This window comes from Azospirillum baldaniorum, from assembly GCF_003119195.2.
Taxonomy (GTDB): Bacteria; Pseudomonadota; Alphaproteobacteria; order Azospirillales; family Azospirillaceae; genus Azospirillum; species Azospirillum baldaniorum.
Genome location: NZ_CP022262.1, coordinates 279,183 through 302,903, shown reverse-complemented (window position 1 = coordinate 302,903; position 23,721 = coordinate 279,183). Strand labels below are relative to the sequence as shown.

Sequence of the window (23,721 nt, the reverse complement as noted above, 5' to 3'; positions counted from 1 at the left end):
CCGAACCGAAGCCCAGGGAGAGTCTCCTTGTCCAAAGACATTTCGGGGTCCAACCACACCCCGACCGCCGGGCGGCCGGACTTCGCGACGGCCGTGCTTGCCCCTATCCGCGCCATCGTCGGCGACCGCGGGCTGATCACCGATCCCGACACCATGCAGCCCTTCATGGAATCCTGGCGCGACGGCTGGGTCGGCCGCTCGCCCGCCGTGGTTCTGCCCGACAGCACCGAGGCGCTGGCCGCGGTGGTGCGCATCTGCGCCGAGACGCGCACCCCCATCGTGCCCCAGGGCGGAAACACCGGCCTGACCGGGGCCAGCCAGCCGCACGCCGACGGGACGGAGATCGTCCTCTCGACCAACCGGCTGAACCGCATCCGCGAGATCGACATCGACAACGACACGATGACGGTGGAGGCGGGCTGCATCCTCGCCAACATCCAGAACGCGGCGCGCGACATCGGCCGGCTGTTCCCGATGAGCCTCGCCGCCGAAGGCTCGTGCCAGATCGGCGGCAACATTGCCACCAACGCCGGCGGCGTCCAGGTCGTGCGCTACGGCAACATGCGCAACCTCGTCGCCGGGCTGGAGGTGGTGCTGCCCGACGGGCGGATCTGGGACGGGCTGCGCGGGCTGCGCAAGGACAACGCCGGCTACGACATGAAGCAGATCTTCATCGGGTCGGAAGGCACGCTCGGCATCGTCACCGCCGCGGTGCTGAAGCTGTCGCCGCTGCCGCGTGCCACCGCCACGGCGCTGGTCGCGGTGTCGGCGCCCAGCGACGCCGTCGATCTGCTGACCCGCGCCAAGGGCGTGGCCGGCGACCGCATCATCACCTTCGAGCTGATCCAGCGCGACTGCATCGACGTCGCCCGCCGTCACGTGCCGGACGTGCCCGACCCGCTGCGGGACCGCTATCCGTGGTACGTGCTGGTCGAGCTGGCCGACCAGGACGGCGGCAACCGCCTGATGGAGATGCTGGAAGGCATTCTGGAGGCCGGAATGGAGGCCGGGGAGGTGCTGGACGGCGTCGTCGCCGCCTCCAAGGCCCAGGCCGATTCGCTGTGGCGCATCCGCGAAGGCATTCCGGAGGGCCAGAAGCGCGAGGGCGTGTCCTTCAAGCACGACGTGTCGGTGCCGATCTCCCGGGTGGCGCGCTTCCTCGACCGCGCCAACGCGGCGCTGGAGCGGGAATGCCCGGGAATCCGCCCCTTCGCCTTCGGCCATCTCGGCGACGGCAACATCCATTTCAACCCGATCCAGGCGGAGGGCGGCGACCCGGCCGAATGGAAGGCGAAGCTGGCGACGGTCAACGCCATCGTCCACGACATCGTCGTCGAGCTGGGCGGTTCCATTTCCGCCGAGCACGGCATCGGGCGGCTGCGCATCGACGAGATGCCGCGCTACAAGTCGGCGGTCGAGCTGGACATGATGGCGACGCTGAAGCGCGCCTTCGATCCGCACAACATCATGAATCCCGGCAAGATCCTGCGCGCCTGAGCGCCGCCCGGCCATATAAGGACCGTTTCCGATGAAGATCCTCGTCCCGGTCAAGCGGGTGGTCGATTACAACGTCAAGATCCGCGTCAAGGCGGACGGTTCCGGCGTTGAGACCGCCAACGTGAAGATGAGCATGAACCCCTTCGACGAGATCGCCGTCGAAGAGGCCGTCCGCCTCAAGGAAGCCGGCAAGGCGACCGAGGTCATCGTGGTCACCGTCGGCCCGACGGCCGCGCAGGAGACGCTGCGCACCGGCCTCGCCATGGGCGCCGACCGCGGCATCCTGGTCCAGACCGACGCCGAGACGCAGCCGCTGGCCGTCGCCAAGGTGCTCAAGGCGCTGGTCGACAAGGAAGGCCCGACTCTGGTCATCCTGGGCAAGCAGGCGATCGACGACGACTGCAACCAGACCGGCCAGATGCTCGCCGCCCTCCTGGGCTGGCCGCAGGGCACCTTCGCCTCCAAGGTCGCGCCGGGCGAGGGCTCGGTCACCGTGACCCGCGAGATCGACGGCGGCCTGGAGACGGTGCAGCTGACCCTGCCGGCGGTCGTCACCGCCGACCTGCGCCTCAACGAGCCGCGCTACGCCTCGCTGCCCAACATCATGAAGGCCAAGAAGAAGCCCATCGAGACGCTGGCCCCCGACGCGCTGGGTGTCGACGTGGCGCCGCGCCTGACCACGCTCAAGGTCGCCGAGCCGGCCAAGCGCAAGGCCGGCGTCAAGGTCGCCGACGTCGCCGCCCTGGTCGACAAGCTGAAGAACGAAGCCCGCGCGATCTGAGGGGCCAGTGCGCCTTGAAGGGAAAGTGATCTGACATGTCCATTCTCGTCATTGCCGAACACGACAACGCCGCGCTGAAGGCGGCCACGCTGAACGCGGTCAGCGCCGCCGCCAAGATTGGTGGCGACATCCACGTGCTGGTCGCCGGCCAGGGGGCCCAGGCCGTCGCCGAGGCCGCCGCCACGGTGGCCGGTGTGGCCAAGGTGCTGCTGGCCGACGACGCGGCCTACGCCCACCCGCTGCCGGAGAACGTCGCGCCGCTGGTCGTCAACCTCGCCAAGGGCTACGGCCATGTGCTGGCCGCCGCCTCGTCGGAGGGCAAGAACCTGCTGCCGCGCGTCGCCGCCCTGCTCGACGTCGCGGCGATCTCCGACATCACCGGGGTGGTCTCCGCCGACACCTTCGAGCGGCCGATCTACGCCGGCAACGCCATCGCCACGGTGAAGTCCGCCGACCCGATCAAGGTCGTCACGGTGCGCACCACCGCCTTCGAGGCGGCCGCCGCCACGGGCGGCTCGGCGACGGTCGAGAGCATCGCCGGGACGGGCGACGCCGGTTCGGCCAGGTTCGTCGGCCAGGAGCTGACCAAGTCGGAGCGTCCGGAGCTGACCCAGGCCAAGATCGTGGTGTCGGGCGGCCGCGGCATGCAGTCGGGCGAGAACTTCAAGCTTCTGGAGGCGCTGGCCGACAAGCTGGGCGCCGCGGTCGGCGCCAGCCGGGCTGCGGTCGACGCCGGCTTCGTGCCGAACGACTATCAGGTCGGCCAGACCGGCAAGATCGTGGCGCCCGAGCTGTACATCGCCGTCGGCATCTCCGGTGCCATCCAGCACCTCGCCGGCATGAAGGACAGCAAGGTCATCGTCGCGATCAACAAGGACGAGGAGGCGCCGATCTTCCAGGTCGCCGACTACGGCCTCGTCGCCGACCTCTTCAAGGCGGTGCCGGAGCTGGAGCAGGCGCTGTGACGCCATAGGCGTCGCCGGCTCCCCGGACGTCAGGCGCGACGGTCGGGGGCGTCCGGGAAACCAGCGCGGCTCCGCGCATCCACCGCGGCCACCGCCTCGGCGTGGCAGGAGGGCGGATGCCAGGCGAGACCGCGCCCGACGATCCCGTCCTCCCCCGCCGCGTGCAGGGCGGCCAGACAGACCGGGGGCACCGGGCCGCCCAGCAGCACGGCGCGGGCGTCCAGCCCGACGCGCCGCCCGTGGGCAGGATGGTCGGCGCAGAGCAGCCGGTCCGCCGCCGCGATGGCCGTCTCGGCCGCCGCCCCCAGTTCCGCCCGCAGCAGCGGCGCAGCGTCGAGGGCCAGCGCGCCGAAGCCCAGCGCGTCGATGACGGCGCTGTCCCCGATCGCCGGCAGGCGCGGGCGGGGGGCTCCGATGTCCGGCCCCTGCGGGGCGGCCACCGGCGCGCTCGCCCAGCCCTCGCCCATCATGCCCGACAGGCGCAACCCGAAGCGCACCCCGTTGCCGCCCGCCGCCGTCACCAGCGCCGCCCCCGGCACGCCATCGCCGGCCAGCATCACCGCCTTGCAGGCGGCCATCCACGGGTTGAGGAAGAACTGCCCGGCCTCCTTCAGGAAGGCGCAGACTGCGCCGGTCCCGCCCAAACGCGACACCAGCGTCTCGGTCAGCAGCGCCGAGGCCACCCCGACGCGCCCGTGCAGCTCGTCCCCCTGCTCCATCGCCTCGCATGCGATGCCACGCAGCTCCACCGGCCCGATCCCGGCCAGCGCCGGACCGACCGCGCCGTGCAGCAGGCGCAGCCGCTCCACCACCGCCCCGCTGACGATGCCGAAGCGCAGAGCGGGACCGCCGCCCTCGTTGAGCGGGCTGTAGGCGCGGGCGCCGGAGCCGCCGGCATCCACCACCACATGCAGCCACATCGACCGCGACACGACGGCGGCGAGCGGGGTGACCACGCCGAAATCCTGCGCCGGACGCAGGGTCACGGCGCCGCTGCGCACCATGGCGCGGGCCTCCTCCACGCTGTCGGCCATGCCTTCGAACAGCAGCGTCGCGGCGGCGGCGTTGAGGATCGGCGGACAGATCTCCGCCGGATCGGCAAAGGGCGGCCCGGCGTGCAGCAGCGTGTGGCGGTCCAGCCCGATCCGCTCCCCGGCGGTTCCGGTCTCCGTCCACATCGGATCGGCGGCCAGCATCCGCTCCACGGCCCGCGCGGTGGCGTCGTTCATCGCGTGTGTCCTTTGCGTGCGACCCCTCTCCCGTCCCGGGAGAGGGTGCCCGCGAGAGCGGGCGGGTGAGGGTCGTGCGAGGATCAAGGCACCGGCCCTTGGCGGCACCCTCACCCTCCCACGCTGACGCGTGGGTCCCTCCCTCTCCCGGGGCGGGAGAGGGGATGGTTCACCTCATGGCAGATGCAGGGGGGCGCGGCCGTAGCCGTTGCTGGCGTCCACCAGATGCAGCAGGTAGCGCAGGAAAACCGCCCGGTCCTCCTTCGGCAGTGGCGCGATGGTGCGGTCGTGGGCGCGCTGGGCCTTCTTGTCCATGCGACGCAGCAGCTTCCGCCCCTCCGCGGTGATGGCGGCCAGCTTCATGCGCTTGTCCACCGGGCTGGCCCGGCGCTGGATCAGCCCGCGCTCGGCCAGCCGCGCCAGCACCCCGGCGGTGGTCGTGCGGTCGATGCCGATCTGGGCGCCCAGCGTCACCTGATCCAGGTCGGGCCGGTCCACCAGAGCGGTCAGCACGCTGTACTGGACGGGGGTGATGCTGAACTCCGCGCACTCCTCCATGAACATGGCGACGTGGATCTGGTGCAGGCGGCGGATGAGGAATCCGGGACGCTCCGCCAGGACGCGGTACGCCTCTTCGATCAGGGGGTCGTCTAAGGTCATCGCGGGCGGTCCGTCGGAGCGGGTTTGGGAAAGCGGCGAACAGAGAGAGGATGGCGGCGGGCCGGAGAATCGGCAACCGGGCGGTACGTCCGTGACCTCTAGCCCATCAGCGACACATGCGCGGCAACGATCCGCCAGCCCTCCGGCATGCGGACCCAGGTGTGGCTCTGCCGCCCGACGCGCTCGGTGGAGGGGCGCGTGAACTCGGTGTTGGCGGTCGCCATGTCGCGGCCGTAGGTGGTGATGACGGTGTTGCGCAGGCTCCTGTCCAGCCCCGCCGCCGGGCGGCCCTGGCGGAAGGCGGCGATGGCGTCATAGCCGTACAGATTTTCGCCCACGCCGTAGCGCAGGGTCGCCGGGTGGTTCCAGAACAGCTCGTCCAGGACCGTCACGTCGTTGCCGGTCAGCGCGCGCTCGTAGCGCTCGAACGCGGCGGTGACCTCGGCCACCACCTCGGGGATGTTGATCTCAAGCGTCATGCGAACAGATCCTCGGCAATGGCCAGAAGCGCGGAATCGCTGCCGCGTGGGCCGATCAGCGACAGGCCGAGCGGGCAGCCCTGGAGCCGCGCCGCGGGAATGGAGAGTTGCGGCAGACCGGCCAGACCGGCGGGGCAGAGGATCGCCAGCGCCCGCCCGCGCTCCGCGTCCACCGCCGCCCCCGACGAGCCGCGCAGCGGCGCGATGCCCGGCGCGCTGGGCAGGACGATCAGCCCGTCCATGCCCAGGAGGTCGTCCATCCGCCGCCGGATGCCCTCCCGCGTCTGCGCCGCGGCGCGGGCGAGGGCGGGGTCGAGTGTGGCCGCCGCGGCGAAGCGGTCGCGCACCCCCGGCCCGAAGGTCGGTTTCGTCGCCATGATCCAGGCGCCGTGCGCCGCCCAGGCTTCGGCGGCCTGAAGCGTCTGGAAGACCGGACGCCATTGCTCCAGCCCCTCCGGGGCCAGCGTCACGCCGTCCGCCGACCCGAACCGCTCGCGCAGCCGCTCCACGGCCGTGGCGAGGGCGGCGCGGACCGCCTCCCCCGCGATGGCGAAGGCGTCCTCGGCGACCAGCAGGCGGCGGAAGGCCAGATCGGGCCCCAGGGTGGACGACGGAGGCAGCAGCACCGCCCCGACGCGGCGGAGCAGCGCCGCCTCCCACGCGAACCAGCCCACCGTGTCGAAGCTCGGCGCCAAGGGAACGGAGCCGTCCAACGGAACCGCCCCGTGGGTGGGTCGCATGCCGTAGAGGCCGCAGTAGCTCGCCGGCAGGCGGACCGACCCGCCGGTGTCCGTCCCGATGGCGAAGTCCACCGCCCCGCCCGCCACCGCGGAGGCCGACCCGCTGGAGGAACCGCCGGGAATGCGGCCGGGCGCCTTCGGGTTCTCCGGGGTGCCGTAATGGGCGTTCTCGCCGGCCAGGCTCCAGGCCAGCTCGTCGGTCAGCGTCTTGCCGGCGACGCGCCCCCCGGCGTCGAGCAGCCGCCGCACGGCGGGCGCGGTCTCCCGTGGAACCTCGTGGGTGCGCAGCCAGTCCGGGTTGCCGGCGCCGGTGGGCAGGCCGGCGATGTGGAACAGGTCCTTCACCGCGAAGCGCAGCCCGGCCAGCAGGCCGCTTACGGCTCCGGCGACCTCGGTCCGGCCGTAGGGGACGAAGGCGTTCAGGGGGTCGTTCGGCATGATGGGATGGTCAATCTTAACGTAGGTTCGAATCCCCTCTCCCCTCTGGGGAGAGGGTCAGGGTGAGGGGGTTGCGCTTTTGCCGGACGCACCGCCACGCGCATCCCCCTCACCGGCCCTTCGGGCCACCCTCTCCCCAGAGGGGAGAGGGTTGGAGAAGAGCTTGCGCAGCCAATCCTTCACCATGCTCCACAGCAGATTGCCAGCGTTCAATTCCTTGGCGGGCTCGGGGGCGGGCTTGGAGGCAGGCTCCGGGGCCGGAGCGGCCACCGCATCCGAGGACGCAGCCACCTCCGCCACCGGTGCCGTCGCGGCGAGCTTGGCTTCCAGGTTGCGGGCGAACTCGGCGGTCAGGCGGTTGGCGATCTCCTGCACGATGGCGCCGCGGCTGAACTGGGCCAGAACGCCGGTCAGCGTGAAATCGACGGTCAGGTCGATGCGCGTCCCCGACCCCTCCTCCACCACGGCGAAGGTCACGTCGGCCTTGGCTCGGGAGTTGTTCTTGGGATCCGTGCCCTGGCCGTGGATGACGCCGGTGTGGGTCGCCTCGTCCATCGTCAGCGTGCCCTCCCCCGCGAAAGCGGCGGCGATGGGGCCGAGCTTCACGCGCATCTGCCCGAAGATCCGGTCGCCCTCGCGCGGCTTGGTCAGAGAGGCGCCGGGCATGCAGGACATCACCTGCTCCACGTCGCCGAGCAGCGGCCAGACGCGGGCGCGCGGGAAGTTGACGGCAAGGGTCTGGGTCATGGTCGGCATGGGCTTACCCCGCGTTCGTGTTGCGCGCGTCGATGACGCGGCGGATGGCGTTGACGATCCCGACATAGCCGGTGCAGCGGCACAGGTTGCCGCTCATCGCCGTGCGGATCGCCGGGTTGTCGGCGTCCGGGCGGCGCAGCACCACGTCGCGCGCCGCCACCAGCATCCCCGGCGTGCAGAAGCCGCACTGGAGCCCGTGCTCGGCGGAGAAGGCCTCGCGCAGCTCCGTGGCGACGGGGTCGTCGTCCAGCCCCTCCACCGTGGTGACGGACCGCCCGTCGCAGGCCACCGCGAAGGTGATGCAGGAGCGCGCCGGCTCGCCGTCGATCAGGATGGTGCAGGCGCCGCAAACGCCGTGCTCGCAGCCCAGATGGGTGCCGGTCAGCAGCTCCCGCTCGCGCAGGAAGTCGCCCAGATGCTGGCGCGGCGGCACGCTGGCCTCGACGCGCGTGCCGTTGACGGTCAGGGAAATGGTTTTGGCGTGGGCGCTCATGACATCACCTGCGCGATGGCGCGCTTCAGCGCGACGGTGTGGGTCCGAAGGGCGATGGGGTCGTCCGCGGCGGGGCTGCCGGCGAGGTGCGCGGCCAGCGCCGCTTCCGTGCAGCCATCCGTGAACAGGGCCGGGCCGTCGATCACCACCGGCTTGCCGGAGGTCGCCCCGGCGACGCAGCGCTGGACGCCGCGGGCCGGGTCGATCAGCACCGCGCCGGTGGCGTGGGAGAACTCGCCGGTCTTGCGGCAGACCTTGTAGTAGCCCCAGCGCGCCCGCTCGGAGAGGGCGGGCACATGGATCTCCGCGACGATCTCGCCCGGCTGCAGGGCCGTCTCGAACACGCCCAGGATGAAGTCGGTCATCGGCACGCTGCGCCGCCCGCCCTGGCCAACGATCACCACGTCGGCGCCGAGCGCGGTCAGGACATTCACCCAGTCCGCCGCCGGGTCGGCGTGGGCGAGGCTGCCGCCGATGGTGCCGCGGTTGCGCACCGCGCGGTAGGCGATCACCGCCGCCACGCTGGGAAGCACACCGCGAGTCACGTCCGGGTAGTCGCCGTCCTCCAGCCGCGCGTGGGTGACGCAGGCCCCGATGACCAGCCGGTCGCCCTCCCGGCGGATCGTCCGAAGCTCGGCGATGCGGGTGATGTCCACCAGCAGCTCCGGCTGGGCCAGCCGCAGGTTCAGCATGGGGCCGAGCGACTGGGAGCCGGCCACCGGCCGCACCATCACGTCCTCGCGGGACAGAAGCTCCAGCGCCGCGTCGAGCGTCGCCGGCTGCGCGTAGTCGAAATCGACCGCCTTCATGCCGCACCCCGCTCACCCGCGATGGCCGTGAGGATCACCTCCGGCGTCATCGGCGCGTTCGTCACGATGACTCCCAGCGGCTTCAGCGCGTCGTTGATGGCGTTGCAAATCGCCGCCGGCGGGGCGATGGCGCCGCCCTCGCCGATGCCCTTCACGCCGAACTCGGTGTAGGGCGAGGGCGTCAGCATGTGGATGATCCTCACGTGGGGGACCTCGGTGAATCCGGGAATCAGGTAATCCGCGAAGGTGGAGGCGAGCGGCTGGCCCTCCGCGTCGTAGGGCATCCGCTCGTAGAGCGCGGTGCCGACGCCCTGGGCGACGCCCCCGTAGATCTGGCCGTCGACGACCATCGGGTTGACCATGGTCCCGGCGTCCTCGACCACCACGTAGTCGAGGATTTCGACCTGTCCGATCTCCGGGTCCACCGCCACCGCCACGGCGTGGGTGGCGTAGGAGAAGGTGCCGTGGTCGCTGCCCGGCTTATAGCCGGCGGTGACCTCCAGCCCGCCGCGGTCCACGTCGGCGGGAAGAAGCTGCGGCGCGCGGTACCAGGTGTGGGCGATCTCGCGGATGGTCACCGCGGCGGGTCCGGCCGTTACGGCTCCGTCCTTCAGAACCACGCCGTCCGGACCAGCCTGCATCAGGTGCGCGCCGATCTTGCGCAGCCGCTCGGCCAGCGTGCGGCAGGCGGTGGCGACGGCGCCGCCGGCCATGACCATGCTGCGCGATCCCCAGGTGCCCGTCGAATAGGGCGTCAGGCCGGTGTCGCCGTGCACCAGCTTAATCTTCTCCAGCGGGATGCCCAGCACCTCGTGGGCGACCTGGGCGAAGGTGGTCTCCATGCTCTGGCCGTGCGACTGCACGCCGACGCGCAGCTCCAGCCCGCCGTCCGGGGTGATGCGGGCCTGCGCCTGCTCGTGCCCCGGCACCATGGGGATGCCCCAGCCGTGATAGACGGCGGTGCCGTGGGCCGACTGCTCGCAATAGGTGGCGAAGCCGACGCCGATCAGACGCCCATCCGCCTCCCCGGCCTTCTGGCGGGCGCGCCAGCCCTCAAGCTCGATGGCGGCGACCGCGCGGCGGACGGATTCCGGATAGTCGCCGCTGTCGAAATGCTTCTTCGTCACGTTGTCGAAGGGCATCTTCTCCGGCGGGACGAGGTTTTCCAGCCGCACCTGCCACGGCTCCCGCCCCACGGCGTCGGCCACGGCGTCGATCATCTGCTCCATGGCGAAGCACACGCCGGTGCGCGCCACGCCGCGGTAGGGGACGATCGGCGGCTTGTTGGTGCAGACGGAGAAGGTGCGGCAGCGGTAATGCGCGAAGTCGTAGGGGCCGGGCAGGATGCTGCCGACCTGCGCGGCCTCCAGGCAGGCGGAGAAGGGATAGACGGAATAGGCGCCGGCATCGACCCAGGCGTCGGCCTCGATCCCCAGCAGCCGTCCGCGCGCGTCGGCGTAGGCGGTGATCTCGTAATGGTGCTCGCGGGCGTTCGCGGCGGCGACCAGATGCTCCCGCCGGTCCTCGGTCCAGCGGACGGGGCGGTCGAGCCGCATGGCGATCCAGGCGGCCACGATCTCCTCGGGCTGGAGCAGGCCCTTCCAGCCGAAGCCGCCGCCGACGTCCGGCGCCACCACGCGGATCAGCCCCTGGTCGAGGTCTAGGCATTCCGACAGGCCGGCGCGCACGATGTGCGGCATCTGGGTCGAGGTGGTCAGGACAAGCTGTTCGACGTGGCGGTCCCAATGGGCGACCACGCCCTTGCCTTCCAGCGGCACCATGCACTGCCGCGCCGTCCGGATGGTCCGCGACACCTTCACCGGGGCGGTGGCGGCGATCTCCGCGATGTTCCCGCCGACGTTGGTCTCTAGAAAGACGTTGTCCGGCCAGTGGTCGTGCACCTTCGGCGCTCCGGGCGCCACCGCCTCCAGCATGTCGGAGTTCACCGGCAGCTCGGCGTAATCGACGAAGACGGAGGCGGCGATGTCCTCGGCCTCGGCGCGGGTGGCGGCGACGCAGACGGCCACCGGCTCGCCGACGAAGCGCACCTTGCCGTCGGCCAGCGCCGGCTGCTCCGACACCTTGAAGCCGGGCAGGCCCGAGACGGCGCGGATCGGCTTGACGCCGCCCGCCGCCAGGTCCGCCCAGGTGAAGACGGCGCCGCGGTGCTCCTCCGGAATCTCGATGCCGGTGATGGTGGCGTGGGCGACCGGGCTGCGCACGAAGGCCAATTCCTTCATGCCGACCAGGGCGATGTCGCCGACGAAGCGGCCCCGCCCGCGCAGCAGCCGGTCGTCCTCCTTGCGGCGGACCCTGGCGCCGACGCCCGAGCCGGCGCCCGATCCAGCGGTGCTAACCTCTCCCATTCCCTGACCCTCTCTTTTTTCTTAACCGCCCAGATAGGCGCGCTGGATGTGGTCGTTGGCGAGCATGGCCTGCCCGGTGCCCTGCTCCATCACCTGCCCGCTCTCCAGCAAGTAGGCGCGGTCGCACATGTCGAGCGCGGCGTAGGCGTTCTGCTCGACCATCAGCACGGTGGTCCCTTCCCGGCGGATGTCCGACACGATCTCGAAGGTGCGCTCCACGAGGTTGGGGGCGAGGCCAAGCGACGGCTCGTCGAACAGCACGATCTTCGGGCGCGACATCAGCGCCCTTGCGATGGCCAGCATCTGCTGCTCGCCGCCCGACATGGTGCCGGCGGGCTGGTTCAGACGCTCCTTCAGGCGGGGGAAGCGGTGGAACAGCCGCTCCATGTCCTGGGCCACCGCCTGATGGTCGCGGCGCAGATAGGCGCCCATCTCCAGATTCTCGCGCACGGTCAGGTGGGGGAAGACGCGCCGCCCCTCCGGGCAGTGCGCAACACCCAGCGCCAGCACCGTGCGGGGAGCGGCGTTGCCGATCTCCCGCCCCTCGAAGGTGATGCGGCCCGAGGCCAGCGGCAGCAGGCCGCTGATGGCGCGCAGCGTGGTGGTCTTGCCGGCGCCGTTGGCGCCGATCAGGGTGACCAGCTCCCCCTCCTCCACCGTCAGCGAGACGTTGCGGAGCGCCGGGATCTGGCCGTAGCAGACGGTGATCCCCTCAACCTTTAGCATGCTTCACCCCCTGGCCCAGGTAAGCCTGGATCACGTCCGGGTTGGCGCGGATGACCTCCGGCGGGCCTTCGGCGATGATGCGCCCGTGGTTCAACACCACCACGCGGTCGGAGATGGTCATGACCATGCGCATGTCATGCTCGACCAGCAGGATGGTCACGCCGCGGTCGCGGATGCGCTGGACGACGCCCATGAAGGCCTCCGTCTCCGACGGATTCAGACCGGCGGCTGGTTCGTCCAGCAGCAGCAGCTTCGGGTCGGCGGCCAGCGCGATGGCGATGCCGAGCAGCCGCTGCTCGCCGTAGGCGAGGTTGCCGGCCAGTTCGTCGGCGCGGTGCGACAGCCCGACAAAGGCCAGGATCTCCGCCACCGCCGCCCGCATCCGCTCCGTCTCCGCCCGCACCGAGGCGAGCCGCAGCAAGGCGCCCCAGGTCTCCGCCCGGCCCTGCCGGTGCATCCCGGTCAGCACGTTGTCGAAGACGGTGCAGCCGGCGAAGATGCTGGTGCGCTGAAAGGTGCGCACGACGCCCAGACCGGCGATGCGGTTGGAGGAGAGGCGCGTCAGGTCGGTGCCGCGGAACAGCACCTTGCCGCCGGTCGGCTTCAGGAAGCCGGTGATGACGTTGAAGGCCGTCGTCTTGCCCGCCCCGTTGGGGCCGATCAGGCTGACGATCTCCCCCTCCGGCACGGCGAAGCTCATCGAGGCGATGGCGATCAGGCCGCTGAAGTGAACCGCGACCTCGCGCACCTCAAGGACTGGCCCGGCCAGGATCGGCGCGGCGGATTCGTCGAGGGCGAGGCTCATGCCGAGGTCTCCTTGCGCAGGCCCAGCGCCGTCCCGGCGACGCGCTTGCGGCGGCCGGCGAACCAGTTCTTCACCGCCGGGACGATGCCCTGCGGCAGGAAGAAGACGACCACGATCATGGCGACGCCGTAGATGATCCACTGCACCTCGGGCCGCGCCACCTCGCGCAGCACCTCGGGCAGGATGCCGAAGGCGAGGCCGCCGACGATCGGCCCGGCCAGCGTGCCCTTGCCGCCCGTCACCACCATGATGACCATGGTCACCGTGTAGATGAACATGAAGACGTCCGGGTCGACGATGCGGATGTAGTGGGTGTAGAGCCCGCCCGCGGCCCCGGCCATGCCCGCCGCGATCACCGTGGCGACGACCAGATAGCGCGTCACGTCGATCCCGACCGAGCGCGCCAGCGACTCGTTCTCGCGCAGCGCCACCAGCGCCCGGCCCACTCGCGACTGCACCAGCCGCTGGATCACCAGGAAGCAGACCACCGCGACCGCCAGAACCAGAAGGTAGTTGTATTCCTTCTTGTAGAGCGGGAGCACGCCATCCCACGGCAGCCAGACCGACAGCGGCGGGATGTTGTTCAGCGCCATCGGCCCCTCGGTCAGGTCCACCCAGTTCAGCGCGACCATGCGCATGACCTGGGCGAAGCTGATGGTGACGATGACGAAGTAGGCCCCGCGCACCCGGAAGGCGAGCTTGCCGATCAGGAAGCCGAACAGCGCCGCCACCAGGATGCCGCCGAGGAAGGCCACCCACACCGGCTGCGGCCCCAGCACGAAGGGTTCCGCACCACCCAGATCGAGGTCGAAGCCCAGCGACAGCAGCGCGCTGGTGTAGGCCCCGATGCCGAAGAAGGCGATGTGGCCGAGGCTGAGCTGCCCAGTGTAGCCGAGCAGCAGGTTCAGGCTCATCGCCCCGATGATGAAGATGCCGGTCGAGGTCAGGACGTAGAGGATGTACTGATCGCCCAGCCACAGCGGCCCGACCGCCATGAACAGGACGAACAGCCAGGGGAGGAGACGCGTCGTCATCCGATCCGCTCCTTCATGGCGAAGAGACCCTGGGGCCGTACGATCAGCACGGCGATGATCAGCAGGAAGCCCATGGCGTCGCGGTAGCCCGACGACAGGTACCCGGCGCCGAACTCCTCGGCGAGCGCCAGGACGAAGCCGCCGATGGTGGCGCCGGGGATGTTGCCCAGCCCGCCCAGGATGACGATGGCGAAGGCCTTCAGCGCCACCAGATCGCCCATGGTCGGCGTGACCACGAAGATCGGGCCGAGCAGCGCCCCCGCCGTGGCGGCGAGGCCGGAGCCGAGCGCGAAGGTCAGCGTGTACATCAGCCCGCGGTTGACGCCCATCAGCGCCGCCGTGTCCGGGTCCTGGAAGGTGGCGCGCATGGCGACACCCAGCTTGGTCCGGTTGATGAGCAGGTAGAAGCCGCCCAGCAGCAGCAGCGCCACGCCCAGGACGAACAGCCGGTTCATGCCCACCGACACCGACCCCAGCACCACCGGCTCGGTCGGGAAGGGGCTGGGCACGGACTTCGCGACACCGCCCCAGACCAGTTGCTCGCCGGCCTGCATGGCGATGCCGGCGCCGATCATCACCAGCATGGTGGTGTCGATGTCGGCGCCCTTCAGCGGGCGCAGCAGCGTGAATTCGATCAGCGCGCCCAGCGCCATGCCCAGCACAGCGGCCATCGCCAGGGACATGAAGAAGTTCAGCCCCATCATCCCGGCCAACATGTAGGCCATGTAGGCGCCGAAGGTGTAAAGCTCGCCATGGGTGAAGTTGACCACGCGCATGATGCCGAAGATCAGCGTCAGGCCGATTCCCAGCAGCGCGTAGGTCCCCCCCAGGACCACGGCGTTCAAAAGATGCTGCAGATGCGCTTCCACCGCGTGTCTCCATCCCTCGGTTTCCCCTCTCCCCTCTGGGGAGAGGGTCAGGGTGAGGGGGTTGCGCTTGTGCCGGACGCGCCGCCACGGACATCCCCCTCACCCTCCCCGCGCCAGCGGCGCGGGTCCCCTCCCTCTCCCCAGAGGGGAGAGGGCGGTGAAGCCGGTTACGGCATCGTCACCTTGCCGTCCTTCACCTGGACGACGTAGACGTTGGCCTCGTTCTGGCCGCTCTCCTTGCCCTCCGGGCCGTCCTTCTTGAAGGCGATGTCGCCGTTCACGCCGTCCAGCTTGACGGTCCACAGCGCGTCGCGGATGGCCTGCGGCTCGGCCTTGCCGGCTTTCTTGATGGCTTCCACGATGGTCATGATGCCGTCATAGCCGCGGTAGCCCTCGGTCAGGCCGGCGAAGTCGTAGCCCTTCTTGTTCCAGCCATCGACGAAGGTCTTGGCGACCGTCGGGTGGACGGCCTTCTCCGGGAACCAGGGGGCGAAGAACAGCGTGAAATAGCCGCCGTCCGCCGCGGCACCCGCCTGCGCGATGAGCTGGTCGGGGGAGGAGGAACCGCCGTTGGTGATGACCCGGTGCGGCAGGCGCAACTCGGCCGCCTGCTTCAGGATCAGGGTGATCTGCTCGACGCCGGTGGTGACGAACAGCGTGTCGCCGCCCGACTGCTTGATGCTGGAGAGCTGGGCCGACAGGTCGGTGGCCTCCGGCGCCATCGTCTCGGTGACGCCGATCTTGACGCCCTTGGCCTGGAGCATCTTGCGGAACTCGTCGGCCGAGCCGCGGCCGAAGTCGTTGTTCACTGCCAGGAAATCAGCCTTCTGGATGGCCGGCTGGAAGTGGTCCAGCTTCTCCGCGAAGGACTTGGCCTCCATGGCGGAGGTCGGGGCGATGCGGAAGACCCACGGGTTGCCCGAGGTGGTGATCTTGGTCGAGGAGGAGGTCTCCACCACCATCGGCACGCCGTACTCCACCAGCTTCGGCATCACCGCCAGGGTGAAGGTGGAGCTCCAGGCGCCCATCAGCACCGGGACCTTGTCGCGCACGATCAGCTTCTCGGCGGAGGCGACGGCCTCCTTCGGGTTGCTCTTGTTGTCCTCGATGATCAGCTGGATCTTCTTGCCGAGAACGCCGCCGTTGGCGTTCACGACCTCCTCCGCCACCCGCGCGCCGTTGGCGACGTAGTTGCCTGACGCGGCGACCGCGCCGGTCAGCGGCTGGGTCACGCCGATCTTGATCGTCTCCTGCGCAAAGGCCACGCCCGGCGCCAGCAGCGCGGCGCTCAGCAGCAACGCCGTGGTCTTCATCGTCCGCATGTCGTCTAGCCCCCTCTTTTTGATTTGAACCGTCAGTTGGCGGTGGTCACCCGGTGGCACTCACCAGGCGGCGACCGCGCCGTCGCTGCGGGGATCGGTCGCCCCCTCCAGCGTTCCGTCGGCATGGCGGACGATGGCGCCCGCATGCCCCATGGTGCTCGTGTACGGATCGAGCAGCTCGACCTCGTGCCCGGCGTCGCGCAGGGCGGCGACCAGGGCGGGGTCGAAGCGGCTTTCCAGCTTCAGCGTCACGCTGTCCTCGCCCCAGGTGCGGCCGAGCAGCCAACGCGGCGCCGTGACGGCGGCCTGCAGGCCCTGCCCGAACATCGCGTAGCGGGAGAAGACGGCGGCCTGCGTCTGCGGCTGCCCCTCCCCGCCCATGGTGCCGTAGACCATGCTGCGCCCGTCGTCGAAGCGGGCCATCGCCGGGTTCAGCGTGTGGAAGGGCTTGCGCCCCGGCGCCAGCGCGTTCCAGCCATCCTCCGCCAGACGGAAGGAGGCGCCGCGGTTCTGCCAGGTGATGCCGGTCTCCGGCAGGACGAGGCCGGAGCCGAATTCGAAATAGACGCTCTGGATCATGCTGACGGCGCGGCCCTGCCCGTCGATCACGCCCAGCCACACCGTGTCGCCGGGCTTGGCGACATGCGGCCAGGGCAGCGCGCGGGCGCGGTCGATGTTCGCCGCCAGCCCGTCCAGCACCGCGTCGTCGAGGAAGCTCTGCGCCTCACGTCCCATGTAGGCCGGGTCGCCGACCTCGCGGTCGCGGACCAGGAAGGCCTGCTTGGTCGCCTCGATCAGACCGTGGATGTGGTCGAACCCTTCGCCCTCCGTCACCCCCAGCCGGTCGAACAAAGCGAGGATCATCAGCGAGGCCAGACCCTGCGTCGGCGGCGGGTGGTTGAACAGCCGCGCCCCGCGCACGCCGACCGACAGGGCCGGGCGGCAGTGCGCCGCGTGGGCCGCGAGATCCGCCGCGTCCACCGGCGCGCCGGCGCGCTGCAGATCCGCCGCGATGGAGGCGGCGAGCGGCCCGCGGTAGAAGCTGTCCAGCCCCTCCGCCGCCAGCCGGCGCAGCGTGGCGGCGAGCGCCGGCTGCTTCAGCGTCGAGCCTTCGAGCGGCACGGCGCCGCCCGGCAGGAAGGTGTCCTTGAAGCCAGGGACATCCTTCAGCTCGTGCAGCTTCTGGCGGGTCAGCCCTTCCTGGCTGACGGTGACCGGGATGCCCTGCTCGGCATGGGCGATCGCCTCCTCCAGGATGCGGGCGAGCGGCAGCGGCTCGGCCCAGCCGGCGCTGACCGCCAGCGCCTCGCGCCAGCCGTCGATGGTGCCGGCGACCGTGTTGGCCGCCAGCGGCCCACGCCAGGGCACGGTGGCGTGGCCGTGGCGCCGGTAGAGGTCGAGCGAGACGGCCTTGCCCGCCCCGCCACAGGCGTCGATGGCGACGGGGTCGCGCCCCGGCTCGGCGATCAGCCAGAAGCCGTCGCCGCCGATGCCGGTCATGTGCGGGTAGACGACGGCCAGCGCCGCGGCGACCGCAACCGCCGCCTCGACGGCGGTGCCGCCGTCGCGCAGGATCTGGAGGCCGGCCTGGCTGGCGAGATGATGCGGGGAGGTGACCATTCCCCGGCGGCTGCGCGGCGTGTTCAGCATGGGAACCTCAGGGAAGAAGGCCGTGGATCATCCGCACCGCGGTCAGCCCGAGGAACAGGGCGAAGACGCGGCGCAGGACGCGGGTGTCGAGGCTGTGGGCGAGCCGCGCGCCGAGCGGCGCCATCGCCATGGAGGCCGGCAGGATCAGCGCAAGCCCCAGCAGGTTGACGTAGCCCAGGCTGAAATCCGGGCGGCCCGGCACGTTCCAGCCGGTCAGCACGAAGCCCACCGTTCCCGGCACACCAATGATGAAGCCCAGCGCCGCCGCCGTGCCGACCGCGCGGTGGATCGGGTAGCCGAACAGGGTCAGGATGGGGACGCTGAGCGTGCCGCCGCCGATGCCCATCATCGCCGACATCATGCCGATGCCGCCGGCCAGCCCCTGGCGCGGCGCGCCGCTCGGCAGCCCGTCGGCGATGCGCCACTCGGGCTTGCCGAACAGCATGTGCAGCGTGACCAGGACCGCCATCCCGGCGAACACCGCCGTCAGCACCGGGCCGCGCACCACGCCGGCCACCGCCGTTCCCGCCAGCACGCCGAGGAAGATCGCCGGCCCCCAGGCGCGCAGCAGGTCGCCGTCCACGGCGCCGCGCCGCCGATGGGCGCGCAGGGAGGTGAGCGAGGTGGCGATGATGGTGGCCAGCGAGGTGCCGACCGCGACGTGCATGCGCACGGCCTCGTCCACGCCCAGCACGGTGAACAGGTGATAGAGCACCGGCACGATCACGATGCCGCCGCCCACCCCCATCATGCCGGCCGCCAGCCCGGCGAAACCGCCGGCCAGCAGCAGCCCGCCGCCGAGGATGGGAAGCTGCGGCACCGACGCGATCCCCAGCCCGGTCACGGGATGCCCCGCCACATCTGCAGAAACCCTCTCATTTTTATGGATATCCGACTTTTTCCGTTGGTTTCCCATCCCTTTGCGAACGCCGTGCCAACCGGCAGAACACTGCGCATTTCGGTTTGGCGGGAGGACGGGCGCGGCGTGGCGCCAGGGCTGAAAACCGCCCTAATGTTGGGCAAGCGGATGGATGGAGGGGCCACGCGGCTGCCGGAAAACGGTCGCCATCCTCTTGAGAAACAACAAACAATCGTGACTTCCAAGCGGGCCGGCCTTCCGCTTCATTCCTGCGCAACCTCTGCCTGCTGCGCGGGCATTCATCAGTATACTGACGATATGAGAATGCTCGTGAAGAGCCCGTGCATGCCCCGGCGCGGCGACGGAGGACCGACCCCGGAGCCCCTGGAAACCCCTGATTTCCGCCTCGGCTTCTGTGTTCGTGCACAAATTGGTGGCAGGGTGCCACGCCGTGCCGCCGCGCCGTGAATCATCAGCATACTGCGGAAAATCGGGCACCGACGGGCGGCGGGCGCATGCCGTGGTATGCCGTATTGTGCGTATTTTGACCACCAAATGCCCAACGGACGGTCATTCGTCAGTATGCTGAAGTTTTGTGCGCCCCGGCGACTCCGACCCGCCCTGGCATGATGCTTGCTGAAAGGACGGGCAGATAAAAATCAGCGCAAGAAGGTGGGTTATGTCAGAGACGCACACGTTCGACCTCGTGCTCCGCGGCGGACGGATTCTCGATCCGGCCAACGGGCTGGATCTGGTCGGCGATCTGGCGGTCGCGAAGGGCCGCATCGCGGCGGTGGCGGAACGGCTGCCCGACGATGCCGCCGACACCATCCTTGATGTCTCCGGAAAGCTCGTGACGCCGGGCCTGATCGACACCCACGCGCACGTCTTCGAAAAGGTCACCGGGCGCTTCGGGCTGAACCCGGACATGGTGGGTGTGCGGTCCGGCGTGTCGACGCTGGTCGATCAAGGCGGGCCGAGCCTGATGACCTTGCCGGCCTTCCGCCGCTTCATCGCCGAGCCGGCGCGCTCGCGCACGCTGTGCTTCCTGTCGGCCTATCTGGTCGGCGGGCTGGAGGGCCACTATTACCCGCAGCTCTACCGCCCGGATTGCGTCGATGTGGACGCCACCATCCGCGTCGGGCGCGAGAACCGCGACATCGTGAAGGGCATCAAGGCCCACGCGGAGGTCGGCGGCGCCTCGCGCTGGGGCCTCGACGTCATCAAGCAGGCCAAGCGCATCGCCGACGGCATCGGCGTGCCGCTCTACGTCCATCTCGGCCAGCTCTGGCCGGAGGTCGAGGGCGGCGAAGCCGTCGATCCCGACATGCTGGTGGAGGAGCTGGTCCCGCTGCTGGATTCGCGCGACATCCTGGCCCATCCCTTCACCCGCCACCCCGGCGGCTTCATCTCCACCCGCACCGGCGAGGTGCACCCGGTCATTTACAAGGCGCTGGAGCGCGGCCTGACCGTGGACGTCGGCCACGGCTCTCACTTCAGCTTCGAGATGGCGCGGCGGACGCTGGCGGCGGGCATCCTGCCTTACACGCTGGGCGCCGACCTGCACGGCTACAACGTGAAGGCTCCGACGGCGGGCGCCGGCGGCGACCGCGAGGCCAACCCCTTCTACGGCGTCGCCCCCTTCAGCCTGACCCACGCGATGACCGAGCTGCTGACTCTCGGCATGGCGCTGGGCGACGTCCTGAAGACGGTGACCAGCAACCCCGCCGCCATGCTGGGCATGGCCGACGAGATCGGTGCGCTGACACCGGGCATGGCCGCCGACGTGGCGGTGCTGGAGGTCAAGGCGGGCCGCTGGCAGCTCAGCGACAACAGCGGCGAGCGGGTGACCGCGCCGGAGATGATCGTCCCGGCCTTCTCGCTGCGCGACGGCGTGGTGCAGGAGGTGGACAGCCCGCTGCTGCCGAAGCCGATTCCGGTGGCGGCGTAAAGGAAACGGTGCCCCCACCCTAACCCTCCCCCGCTCTCGCAGGGGAGGGGACTGCCGCCGCTTCGCAGAAATCTCCCTCCCCTGCGAAGCGGGGGAGGGCCGGGGTGGGGGCACCGTCGGCACCCGAACACCTCTCCACCCCACGAGGACTCCGCCCATGTCCGAAGCCGCGCTCGCCTTCTGGATGTTCGAGGTTCCGGCCCGCTGCCGCGACGCCGAGGGGCGGCGGCTGGGCAAGGCCCGCGCCCTGCTGCTGTCGCACCCGCGGCGCCAGCAGCAAATGATGCTGGAACTGGCGCACGACACCCCGCTCGCCACGGGAAGCCGCGTCGTCACACGGCGCGCGGCCTTCGTGGTCGAGCGGTGCGAGGGCGAGTCCGGCTTCGGCTTCCGGCGCTACGCCGTGCGCTGCGTCGGAACGCGGCCGTCCCCGTGACAAAAGCTGGGCGCGGCTGATCCACATCAAGGCGCCGGGCACTCCGATGGCGAATATTAATCGAACGATTAATAACCCGCTTCGGAGACTCCCATGACCACCCCCGCCCCCGCGCCGCATGAGGGCCTGTGCGCGAAACTCCTGCGCGGCTGGCGCGGCGCGCGGTCCCTGGACGCGCTCCAGGCACTGGCGCCGCACGACCGCGACCGCGTGCTGGCCGACGCCGGCCTGACCGACCTGACCGCCCCGGCCGTGCTGCGCGCCGGCCATGTCACCGCACTTCTCCCCGCCGCGATGGCTCTGCACGGCGTCAACGGCGCGGTGGTGGAACAGGACCGCCCCGACCTGTTGAACGACCTGCAGCGCGTCTGCGCGCTCTGCCGCAGCGCCCGCACCTGCCGCCATCTGTTGGCCGAGGGCTGCACGCAGCCGGAGCACGCGCTGCTCTGCCCCAACGCCGACACGCTCGACGCGCTCCGCTGAGGAGCGCGCCGAACACGGCGCCAAAGCACAGCCGGAAAAATCCCCAACCGTCTTCGTCGGAAAAGCGATTGACAGCGCCGCGACGCGACCGTTAGCATCCCTGGATAATTAATTGGCCGTATAATAAAACACGGGAACGGTTGCCGCATCGGACGGCACGCGTTCCCGCAACGGGCCGACGCGCCCACGCCGAGAGCGGCGGGGCGCCGACAGGGAATCGTCATTCGCCGTCATCGCGACATCACCGTCGAACGCGGAGGGAGAGATGAGAAACGTGGTACTGGGCGGCCTGCTGTTGACCGGCATCGCCGCGTCGGTTCCGGCGCAGGCGCAGGACACGGTCAGGATCGGGCTGGTCCAGCCGCTGACCGGATCGGTCGCCTACAACGGCAAGTCCGTGGTGGAAGGCGCCCGGCTCGCCGTCGAGGAGATGAACGCCGCGGGGGGCGTCCTCGGCAAGAAGATCGAACTGATCGTCGAGGACGGCCAGTGCACCCCGGCCAACTCGGTCAACGCCGTCGAAAAGCTGGTGCAGAAGGACAAGGTCGTCACGCTGGTCGGCGCCTTCTGCAGCTCCGCCACCGCGGCGATCATGCCAGTGGCCCAGAAGTACAAGCTGCCGCTGATCACCGGCGTGTCGTCGAAGGCCAGCCTGACGGAACAGGGCAACCCCTATTTCTTCCGCGCCGCCGAGACGGACGCGCTGATGGCGGAAGCCTTCGCCAAGATCCTCGCCAACGACCTGAAGCTGACCAAGGTCGCCTACATCGGCGTCAACGACGACTGGGGCCGCGGCGGGGTTGAGGAATTCTCCCGCGACCTGACGGCGCTGGGCGTCAAGACGGTGCTGACCGAGTATTTCGACCACGGCGCCACCGACTTCTTCACGCTGCTGACCAAGCTGCGCGCCGCCAAGCCGGACGGCGTGTTCGTCGCCGCGGAGACGCAGGACGGTTCCATCCTGGTCAAGCAGATCCGCGAGATGGGGCTGGACACCAAGGTGTTCGGCGTCGGCTCCTGGGCCACCGCCGACTTCATCAACCTGACCGGCGAGGCCGCGGAAGGCATCCACGCCGCCGTCCCCTACGCCTCCAGCATGGACACCCCGCGCAACCAGACCTTCGTCCAGAAATATCAGGCGAAGTACGGCATCAAGCCCGGCAAGTACGGCGCCGCCGGCTACAACGCGCTGAACATCGCCGGGCAGGCCATCGCGCGAGCCGGCGGCACCGACGCCGAGGCCATCCGGGCAGCGCTCGCCAAGACCAGCTACGAGGCGCCGAACGGCGTCTACAAGTTCACCGACAAGGGCCAGGCCTACGGCTTCGACGCGGTGCTGGTGCGGATCGAGAAGGGCGAACCGAAGGTGATCGCCTCCACCCCGGTGGACGCGCCGCACTGACCGGCGGACGCGCCGCGGGGCTGCCGTGACGGCACCGTCCCCGCGGCGCGCACCGATCCAACGCACCGTTTGTGCGGGCCTGCTTTTGTGAGAACGTCATGGATCTCTTTCCGCAGTTCCTGGCCAACGGGCTGGTGATGGGCGTGTTCTACGCGCTCTCCGCCCTCGGTCTGACGCTGATCTTCGGCCTGATGCGCGTGGTCAACTTCGCCCATGGCGAGTTCTACATGCTGGGCGGGGTCAGCGGCTGGTTCGTCACCAATTACCTGGGTCTCGATTTCTTCAGCGGCCTGATCGTGGTCGCCGCCTTCATGGCCGCCGTCGGCTGGCTGGTCGACCGTTTCCTGATCGAGCGGGTGCGCGGCCAGGGTGAGGAGCCGGGCATCCTGCTGACCATCGGCCTGTCGATCTTCCTGGTCAACGGCACGCTCCTGCTGGTCGGCCCGGCGCCCATGAAGGTGGCCGGCGCGGTGGCCGAAGGGCCGCTGTTCTTCGGCCCGATCGCGGTGACCAAGCTGCGCCTGCTGGCCGTGGCGGTGGGCATCGCGCTGATCGTCGGCGCCCATCTGCTGATCCGCCGGACCCGGCTGGGGGCGGCGATGCGCGCCACCTTCCAGGACCCGATGGCGGCCAGCCTGGCCGGCATCCGCACCGGCCACGTCTATGCCGCCACCTTCGCGCTGGGCTGCACGCTGGCCGCCCTGTCGGGGATGCTGCTGGCCTCCATCTACTCCGCCCAGGCGTCGGTCGGCGGGCTCATCAGCCTGAAGAGCTTCGTCGTGGTGATCCTCGGCGGGATGGGCAGCTTCGCGGGTGCCATCGCCGGGGGCCTGCTGCTGGGCGTCGCCGAGGCGATGTGGGGCGGCTACGTCTCCATGGGCATGGTGGACGTGATCGGCTTCGTCCTGGTCATCCTGATCCTGCTGTTCCGGCCCCAGGGCCTGTTCTCGATCCGCACGGAAAGGGCCTGA

The 23,721-nt window shown here is 70.2% G+C and carries 23 protein-coding genes; 8 read left to right on the top strand and 15 right to left on the bottom strand.

Annotated features, from left to right (window positions below; genetic code table 11):
* Nucleotides 1-27: 27 nt before the first annotated feature.
* From Sp245p_RS32815 to Sp245p_RS32805, 3 genes are read left to right on the top strand one after another with little or no spacing between them, the layout of a single operon-like run.
* The gene (locus Sp245p_RS32815) at nucleotides 28-1,497 is read left to right on the top strand and encodes an FAD-binding oxidoreductase (protein WP_014199611.1); all 1,470 of its coding nucleotides are present in this window, start codon (nucleotides 28-30) and stop codon (nucleotides 1,495-1,497) included.
* A gap of 31 nt (nucleotides 1,498-1,528) precedes the next feature.
* Entirely contained in the window at nucleotides 1,529-2,278 is a 750-nt protein-coding gene (locus tag Sp245p_RS32810; protein WP_014199610.1) for an electron transfer flavoprotein subunit beta/FixA family protein, read from the top strand.
* Nucleotides 2,279-2,313: 35 nt separating this feature from the next.
* Nucleotides 2,314-3,243 carry an electron transfer flavoprotein subunit alpha/FixB family protein gene (locus Sp245p_RS32805; protein ID WP_014199609.1) on the top strand — a complete coding sequence of 310 codons (930 nt, stop codon included), beginning with the start codon at nucleotides 2,314-2,316 and terminating at the stop codon, nucleotides 3,241-3,243.
* A 29-nt stretch (nucleotides 3,244-3,272) separates the two neighbouring features.
* On the opposite strand, the gene Sp245p_RS32800 is transcribed toward Sp245p_RS32805, so the two are convergent.
* The 15 genes from Sp245p_RS32800 to Sp245p_RS32735 all read right to left on the bottom strand — a co-directional run bounded on the left by Sp245p_RS32800 (nucleotide 3,273) and on the right by Sp245p_RS32735 (nucleotide 18,478).
* Nucleotides 3,273-4,472: a YlbE family protein gene (locus Sp245p_RS32800; RefSeq protein WP_014199608.1), complete on the bottom strand. Its 1,200-nt coding sequence runs from the start codon at nucleotides 4,470-4,472 to the stop codon at nucleotides 3,273-3,275.
* 174 nt (nucleotides 4,473-4,646) lie between these two features.
* A complete protein-coding gene (locus Sp245p_RS32795) occupies nucleotides 4,647-5,132 on the bottom strand; it encodes a MarR family winged helix-turn-helix transcriptional regulator (RefSeq protein WP_014199607.1) in 486 nt (161 codons plus the stop codon).
* A 98-nt stretch (nucleotides 5,133-5,230) separates the two neighbouring features.
* Complete coding sequence (hpxZ, locus tag Sp245p_RS32790; protein WP_014199606.1) at nucleotides 5,231-5,611, bottom strand: oxalurate catabolism protein HpxZ; 381 nt, start codon at nucleotides 5,609-5,611, stop codon at nucleotides 5,231-5,233.
* A complete protein-coding gene (locus tag Sp245p_RS32785; protein ID WP_109139290.1) occupies nucleotides 5,608-6,789 on the bottom strand; it encodes an amidase in 1,182 nt (393 codons plus the stop codon). The genes hpxZ and Sp245p_RS32785 overlap by 4 nt, the downstream gene beginning before the upstream one ends.
* A gap of 57 nt (nucleotides 6,790-6,846) precedes the next feature.
* Nucleotides 6,847-7,545: an SRPBCC family protein gene (locus tag Sp245p_RS36150; RefSeq protein ID WP_014199605.1), complete on the bottom strand. Its 699-nt coding sequence runs from the start codon at nucleotides 7,543-7,545 to the stop codon at nucleotides 6,847-6,849.
* Nucleotides 7,546-7,549: 4 nt separating this feature from the next.
* The gene (locus tag Sp245p_RS36145; RefSeq protein ID WP_014199604.1) at nucleotides 7,550-8,038 is read right to left on the bottom strand and encodes a (2Fe-2S)-binding protein; all 489 of its coding nucleotides are present in this window, start codon (nucleotides 8,036-8,038) and stop codon (nucleotides 7,550-7,552) included.
* On the bottom strand, nucleotides 8,035-8,847 hold the full coding sequence (locus Sp245p_RS32775; protein WP_014199603.1) for an FAD binding domain-containing protein: 813 nt from the start codon (nucleotides 8,845-8,847) through the stop codon (nucleotides 8,035-8,037). Before Sp245p_RS32775 ends, Sp245p_RS36145 begins: the two co-directional genes overlap by 4 nt.
* Complete coding sequence (locus Sp245p_RS32770) at nucleotides 8,844-11,213, bottom strand: xanthine dehydrogenase family protein molybdopterin-binding subunit (RefSeq protein ID WP_014199602.1); 2,370 nt, start codon at nucleotides 11,211-11,213, stop codon at nucleotides 8,844-8,846. Before Sp245p_RS32770 ends, Sp245p_RS32775 begins: the two co-directional genes overlap by 4 nt.
* 21 nt (nucleotides 11,214-11,234) lie before the next feature.
* Nucleotides 11,235-11,939, bottom strand: a complete 705-nt coding sequence (locus Sp245p_RS32765) for an ABC transporter ATP-binding protein (RefSeq protein ID WP_014199601.1) — start codon at nucleotides 11,937-11,939, stop codon at nucleotides 11,235-11,237.
* A complete protein-coding gene (locus tag Sp245p_RS32760) occupies nucleotides 11,926-12,744 on the bottom strand; it encodes an ABC transporter ATP-binding protein (RefSeq protein WP_014199600.1) in 819 nt (272 codons plus the stop codon). The genes Sp245p_RS32765 and Sp245p_RS32760 overlap by 14 nt, the downstream gene beginning before the upstream one ends.
* Nucleotides 12,741-13,778, bottom strand: coding sequence for a branched-chain amino acid ABC transporter permease (locus Sp245p_RS32755; protein ID WP_014199599.1), 1,038 nt, complete (start codon nucleotides 13,776-13,778; stop codon nucleotides 12,741-12,743). The genes Sp245p_RS32760 and Sp245p_RS32755 overlap by 4 nt, the downstream gene beginning before the upstream one ends.
* Nucleotides 13,775-14,647 (bottom strand): branched-chain amino acid ABC transporter permease, encoded by an 873-nt coding sequence (locus Sp245p_RS32750; protein WP_014199598.1) that lies wholly within the window; start codon nucleotides 14,645-14,647, stop codon nucleotides 13,775-13,777. The genes Sp245p_RS32755 and Sp245p_RS32750 overlap by 4 nt, the downstream gene beginning before the upstream one ends.
* A gap of 167 nt (nucleotides 14,648-14,814) precedes the next feature.
* Nucleotides 14,815-15,969, bottom strand: a complete 1,155-nt coding sequence (locus Sp245p_RS32745) for an ABC transporter substrate-binding protein (protein WP_014199597.1) — start codon at nucleotides 15,967-15,969, stop codon at nucleotides 14,815-14,817.
* A 60-nt stretch (nucleotides 15,970-16,029) separates the two neighbouring features.
* Nucleotides 16,030-17,619, bottom strand: coding sequence for a gamma-glutamyltransferase family protein (locus tag Sp245p_RS32740; RefSeq protein ID WP_109139289.1), 1,590 nt, complete (start codon nucleotides 17,617-17,619; stop codon nucleotides 16,030-16,032).
* Between the two features lie 7 nt (nucleotides 17,620-17,626).
* Nucleotides 17,627-18,478 (bottom strand): sulfite exporter TauE/SafE family protein, encoded by an 852-nt coding sequence (locus Sp245p_RS32735; RefSeq protein WP_244439563.1) that lies wholly within the window; start codon nucleotides 18,476-18,478, stop codon nucleotides 17,627-17,629.
* Nucleotides 18,479-19,157: 679 nt separating this feature from the next.
* On the opposite strand from Sp245p_RS32735, the gene Sp245p_RS32730 reads away from it, so the two are divergent.
* From Sp245p_RS32730 to Sp245p_RS32710, 5 genes are all read left to right on the top strand, one after another.
* Nucleotides 19,158-20,429 carry an amidohydrolase/deacetylase family metallohydrolase gene (locus Sp245p_RS32730; RefSeq protein WP_014199591.1) on the top strand — a complete coding sequence of 424 codons (1,272 nt, stop codon included), beginning with the start codon at nucleotides 19,158-19,160 and terminating at the stop codon, nucleotides 20,427-20,429.
* Between the two features lie 157 nt (nucleotides 20,430-20,586).
* Nucleotides 20,587-20,865, top strand: a complete 279-nt coding sequence (locus Sp245p_RS32725; protein ID WP_014200175.1) for a hypothetical protein — start codon at nucleotides 20,587-20,589, stop codon at nucleotides 20,863-20,865.
* Between the two features lie 93 nt (nucleotides 20,866-20,958).
* Nucleotides 20,959-21,348, top strand: coding sequence for a hypothetical protein (locus Sp245p_RS32720; RefSeq protein ID WP_014200176.1), 390 nt, complete (start codon nucleotides 20,959-20,961; stop codon nucleotides 21,346-21,348).
* Nucleotides 21,349-21,613: 265 nt separating this feature from the next.
* Entirely contained in the window at nucleotides 21,614-22,750 is a 1,137-nt protein-coding gene (locus Sp245p_RS32715; RefSeq protein WP_014200178.1) for an ABC transporter substrate-binding protein, read from the top strand.
* Between the two features lie 98 nt (nucleotides 22,751-22,848).
* Nucleotides 22,849-23,721, top strand: a complete 873-nt coding sequence (locus Sp245p_RS32710) for a branched-chain amino acid ABC transporter permease (protein ID WP_014200179.1) — start codon at nucleotides 22,849-22,851, stop codon at nucleotides 23,719-23,721.

What these genes read in the sequence shown, in the direction of transcription:
- Sp245p_RS32760 (WP_014199600.1), bottom strand. Translation starts at nt 12,744, where the DNA reads ATGAGCCTCGCCCTCGACGAATCCGCCGCGCCGATCCTGGCCGGGCCA.
- Sp245p_RS32720 (WP_014200176.1), top strand. Translation starts at nt 20,959, where the DNA reads ATGACCACCCCCGCCCCCGCGCCGCATGAGGGCCTGTGCGCGAAACTC.
- Sp245p_RS32725 (WP_014200175.1), top strand. Translation starts at nt 20,587, where the DNA reads ATGTCCGAAGCCGCGCTCGCCTTCTGGATGTTCGAGGTTCCGGCCCGC.
- Sp245p_RS32765 (WP_014199601.1), bottom strand. Translation starts at nt 11,939, where the DNA reads ATGCTAAAGGTTGAGGGGATCACCGTCTGCTACGGCCAGATCCCGGCG.
- Sp245p_RS32810 (WP_014199610.1), top strand. Translation starts at nt 1,529, where the DNA reads ATGAAGATCCTCGTCCCGGTCAAGCGGGTGGTCGATTACAACGTCAAG.
- Sp245p_RS32710 (WP_014200179.1), top strand. Translation starts at nt 22,849, where the DNA reads ATGGATCTCTTTCCGCAGTTCCTGGCCAACGGGCTGGTGATGGGCGTG.
- Sp245p_RS32740 (WP_109139289.1), bottom strand. Translation starts at nt 17,619, where the DNA reads ATGCTGAACACGCCGCGCAGCCGCCGGGGAATGGTCACCTCCCCGCAT.
- Sp245p_RS32730 (WP_014199591.1), top strand. Translation starts at nt 19,158, where the DNA reads ATGTCAGAGACGCACACGTTCGACCTCGTGCTCCGCGGCGGACGGATT.
- Sp245p_RS32785 (WP_109139290.1), bottom strand. Translation starts at nt 6,789, where the DNA reads ATGCCGAACGACCCCCTGAACGCCTTCGTCCCCTACGGCCGGACCGAG.
- Sp245p_RS32795 (WP_014199607.1), bottom strand. Translation starts at nt 5,132, where the DNA reads ATGACCTTAGACGACCCCCTGATCGAAGAGGCGTACCGCGTCCTGGCG.
- hpxZ (WP_014199606.1), bottom strand. Translation starts at nt 5,611, where the DNA reads ATGACGCTTGAGATCAACATCCCCGAGGTGGTGGCCGAGGTCACCGCC.
- Sp245p_RS32745 (WP_014199597.1), bottom strand. Translation starts at nt 15,969, where the DNA reads ATGCGGACGATGAAGACCACGGCGTTGCTGCTGAGCGCCGCGCTGCTG.
- Sp245p_RS32800 (WP_014199608.1), bottom strand. Translation starts at nt 4,472, where the DNA reads ATGAACGACGCCACCGCGCGGGCCGTGGAGCGGATGCTGGCCGCCGAT.
- Sp245p_RS32770 (WP_014199602.1), bottom strand. Translation starts at nt 11,213, where the DNA reads ATGGGAGAGGTTAGCACCGCTGGATCGGGCGCCGGCTCGGGCGTCGGC.
- Sp245p_RS32775 (WP_014199603.1), bottom strand. Translation starts at nt 8,847, where the DNA reads ATGAAGGCGGTCGATTTCGACTACGCGCAGCCGGCGACGCTCGACGCG.
- Sp245p_RS32755 (WP_014199599.1), bottom strand. Translation starts at nt 13,778, where the DNA reads ATGACGACGCGTCTCCTCCCCTGGCTGTTCGTCCTGTTCATGGCGGTC.
- Sp245p_RS36145 (WP_014199604.1), bottom strand. Translation starts at nt 8,038, where the DNA reads ATGAGCGCCCACGCCAAAACCATTTCCCTGACCGTCAACGGCACGCGC.
- Sp245p_RS32715 (WP_014200178.1), top strand. Translation starts at nt 21,614, where the DNA reads ATGAGAAACGTGGTACTGGGCGGCCTGCTGTTGACCGGCATCGCCGCG.
- Sp245p_RS36150 (WP_014199605.1), bottom strand. Translation starts at nt 7,545, where the DNA reads ATGCCGACCATGACCCAGACCCTTGCCGTCAACTTCCCGCGCGCCCGC.
- Sp245p_RS32805 (WP_014199609.1), top strand. Translation starts at nt 2,314, where the DNA reads ATGTCCATTCTCGTCATTGCCGAACACGACAACGCCGCGCTGAAGGCG.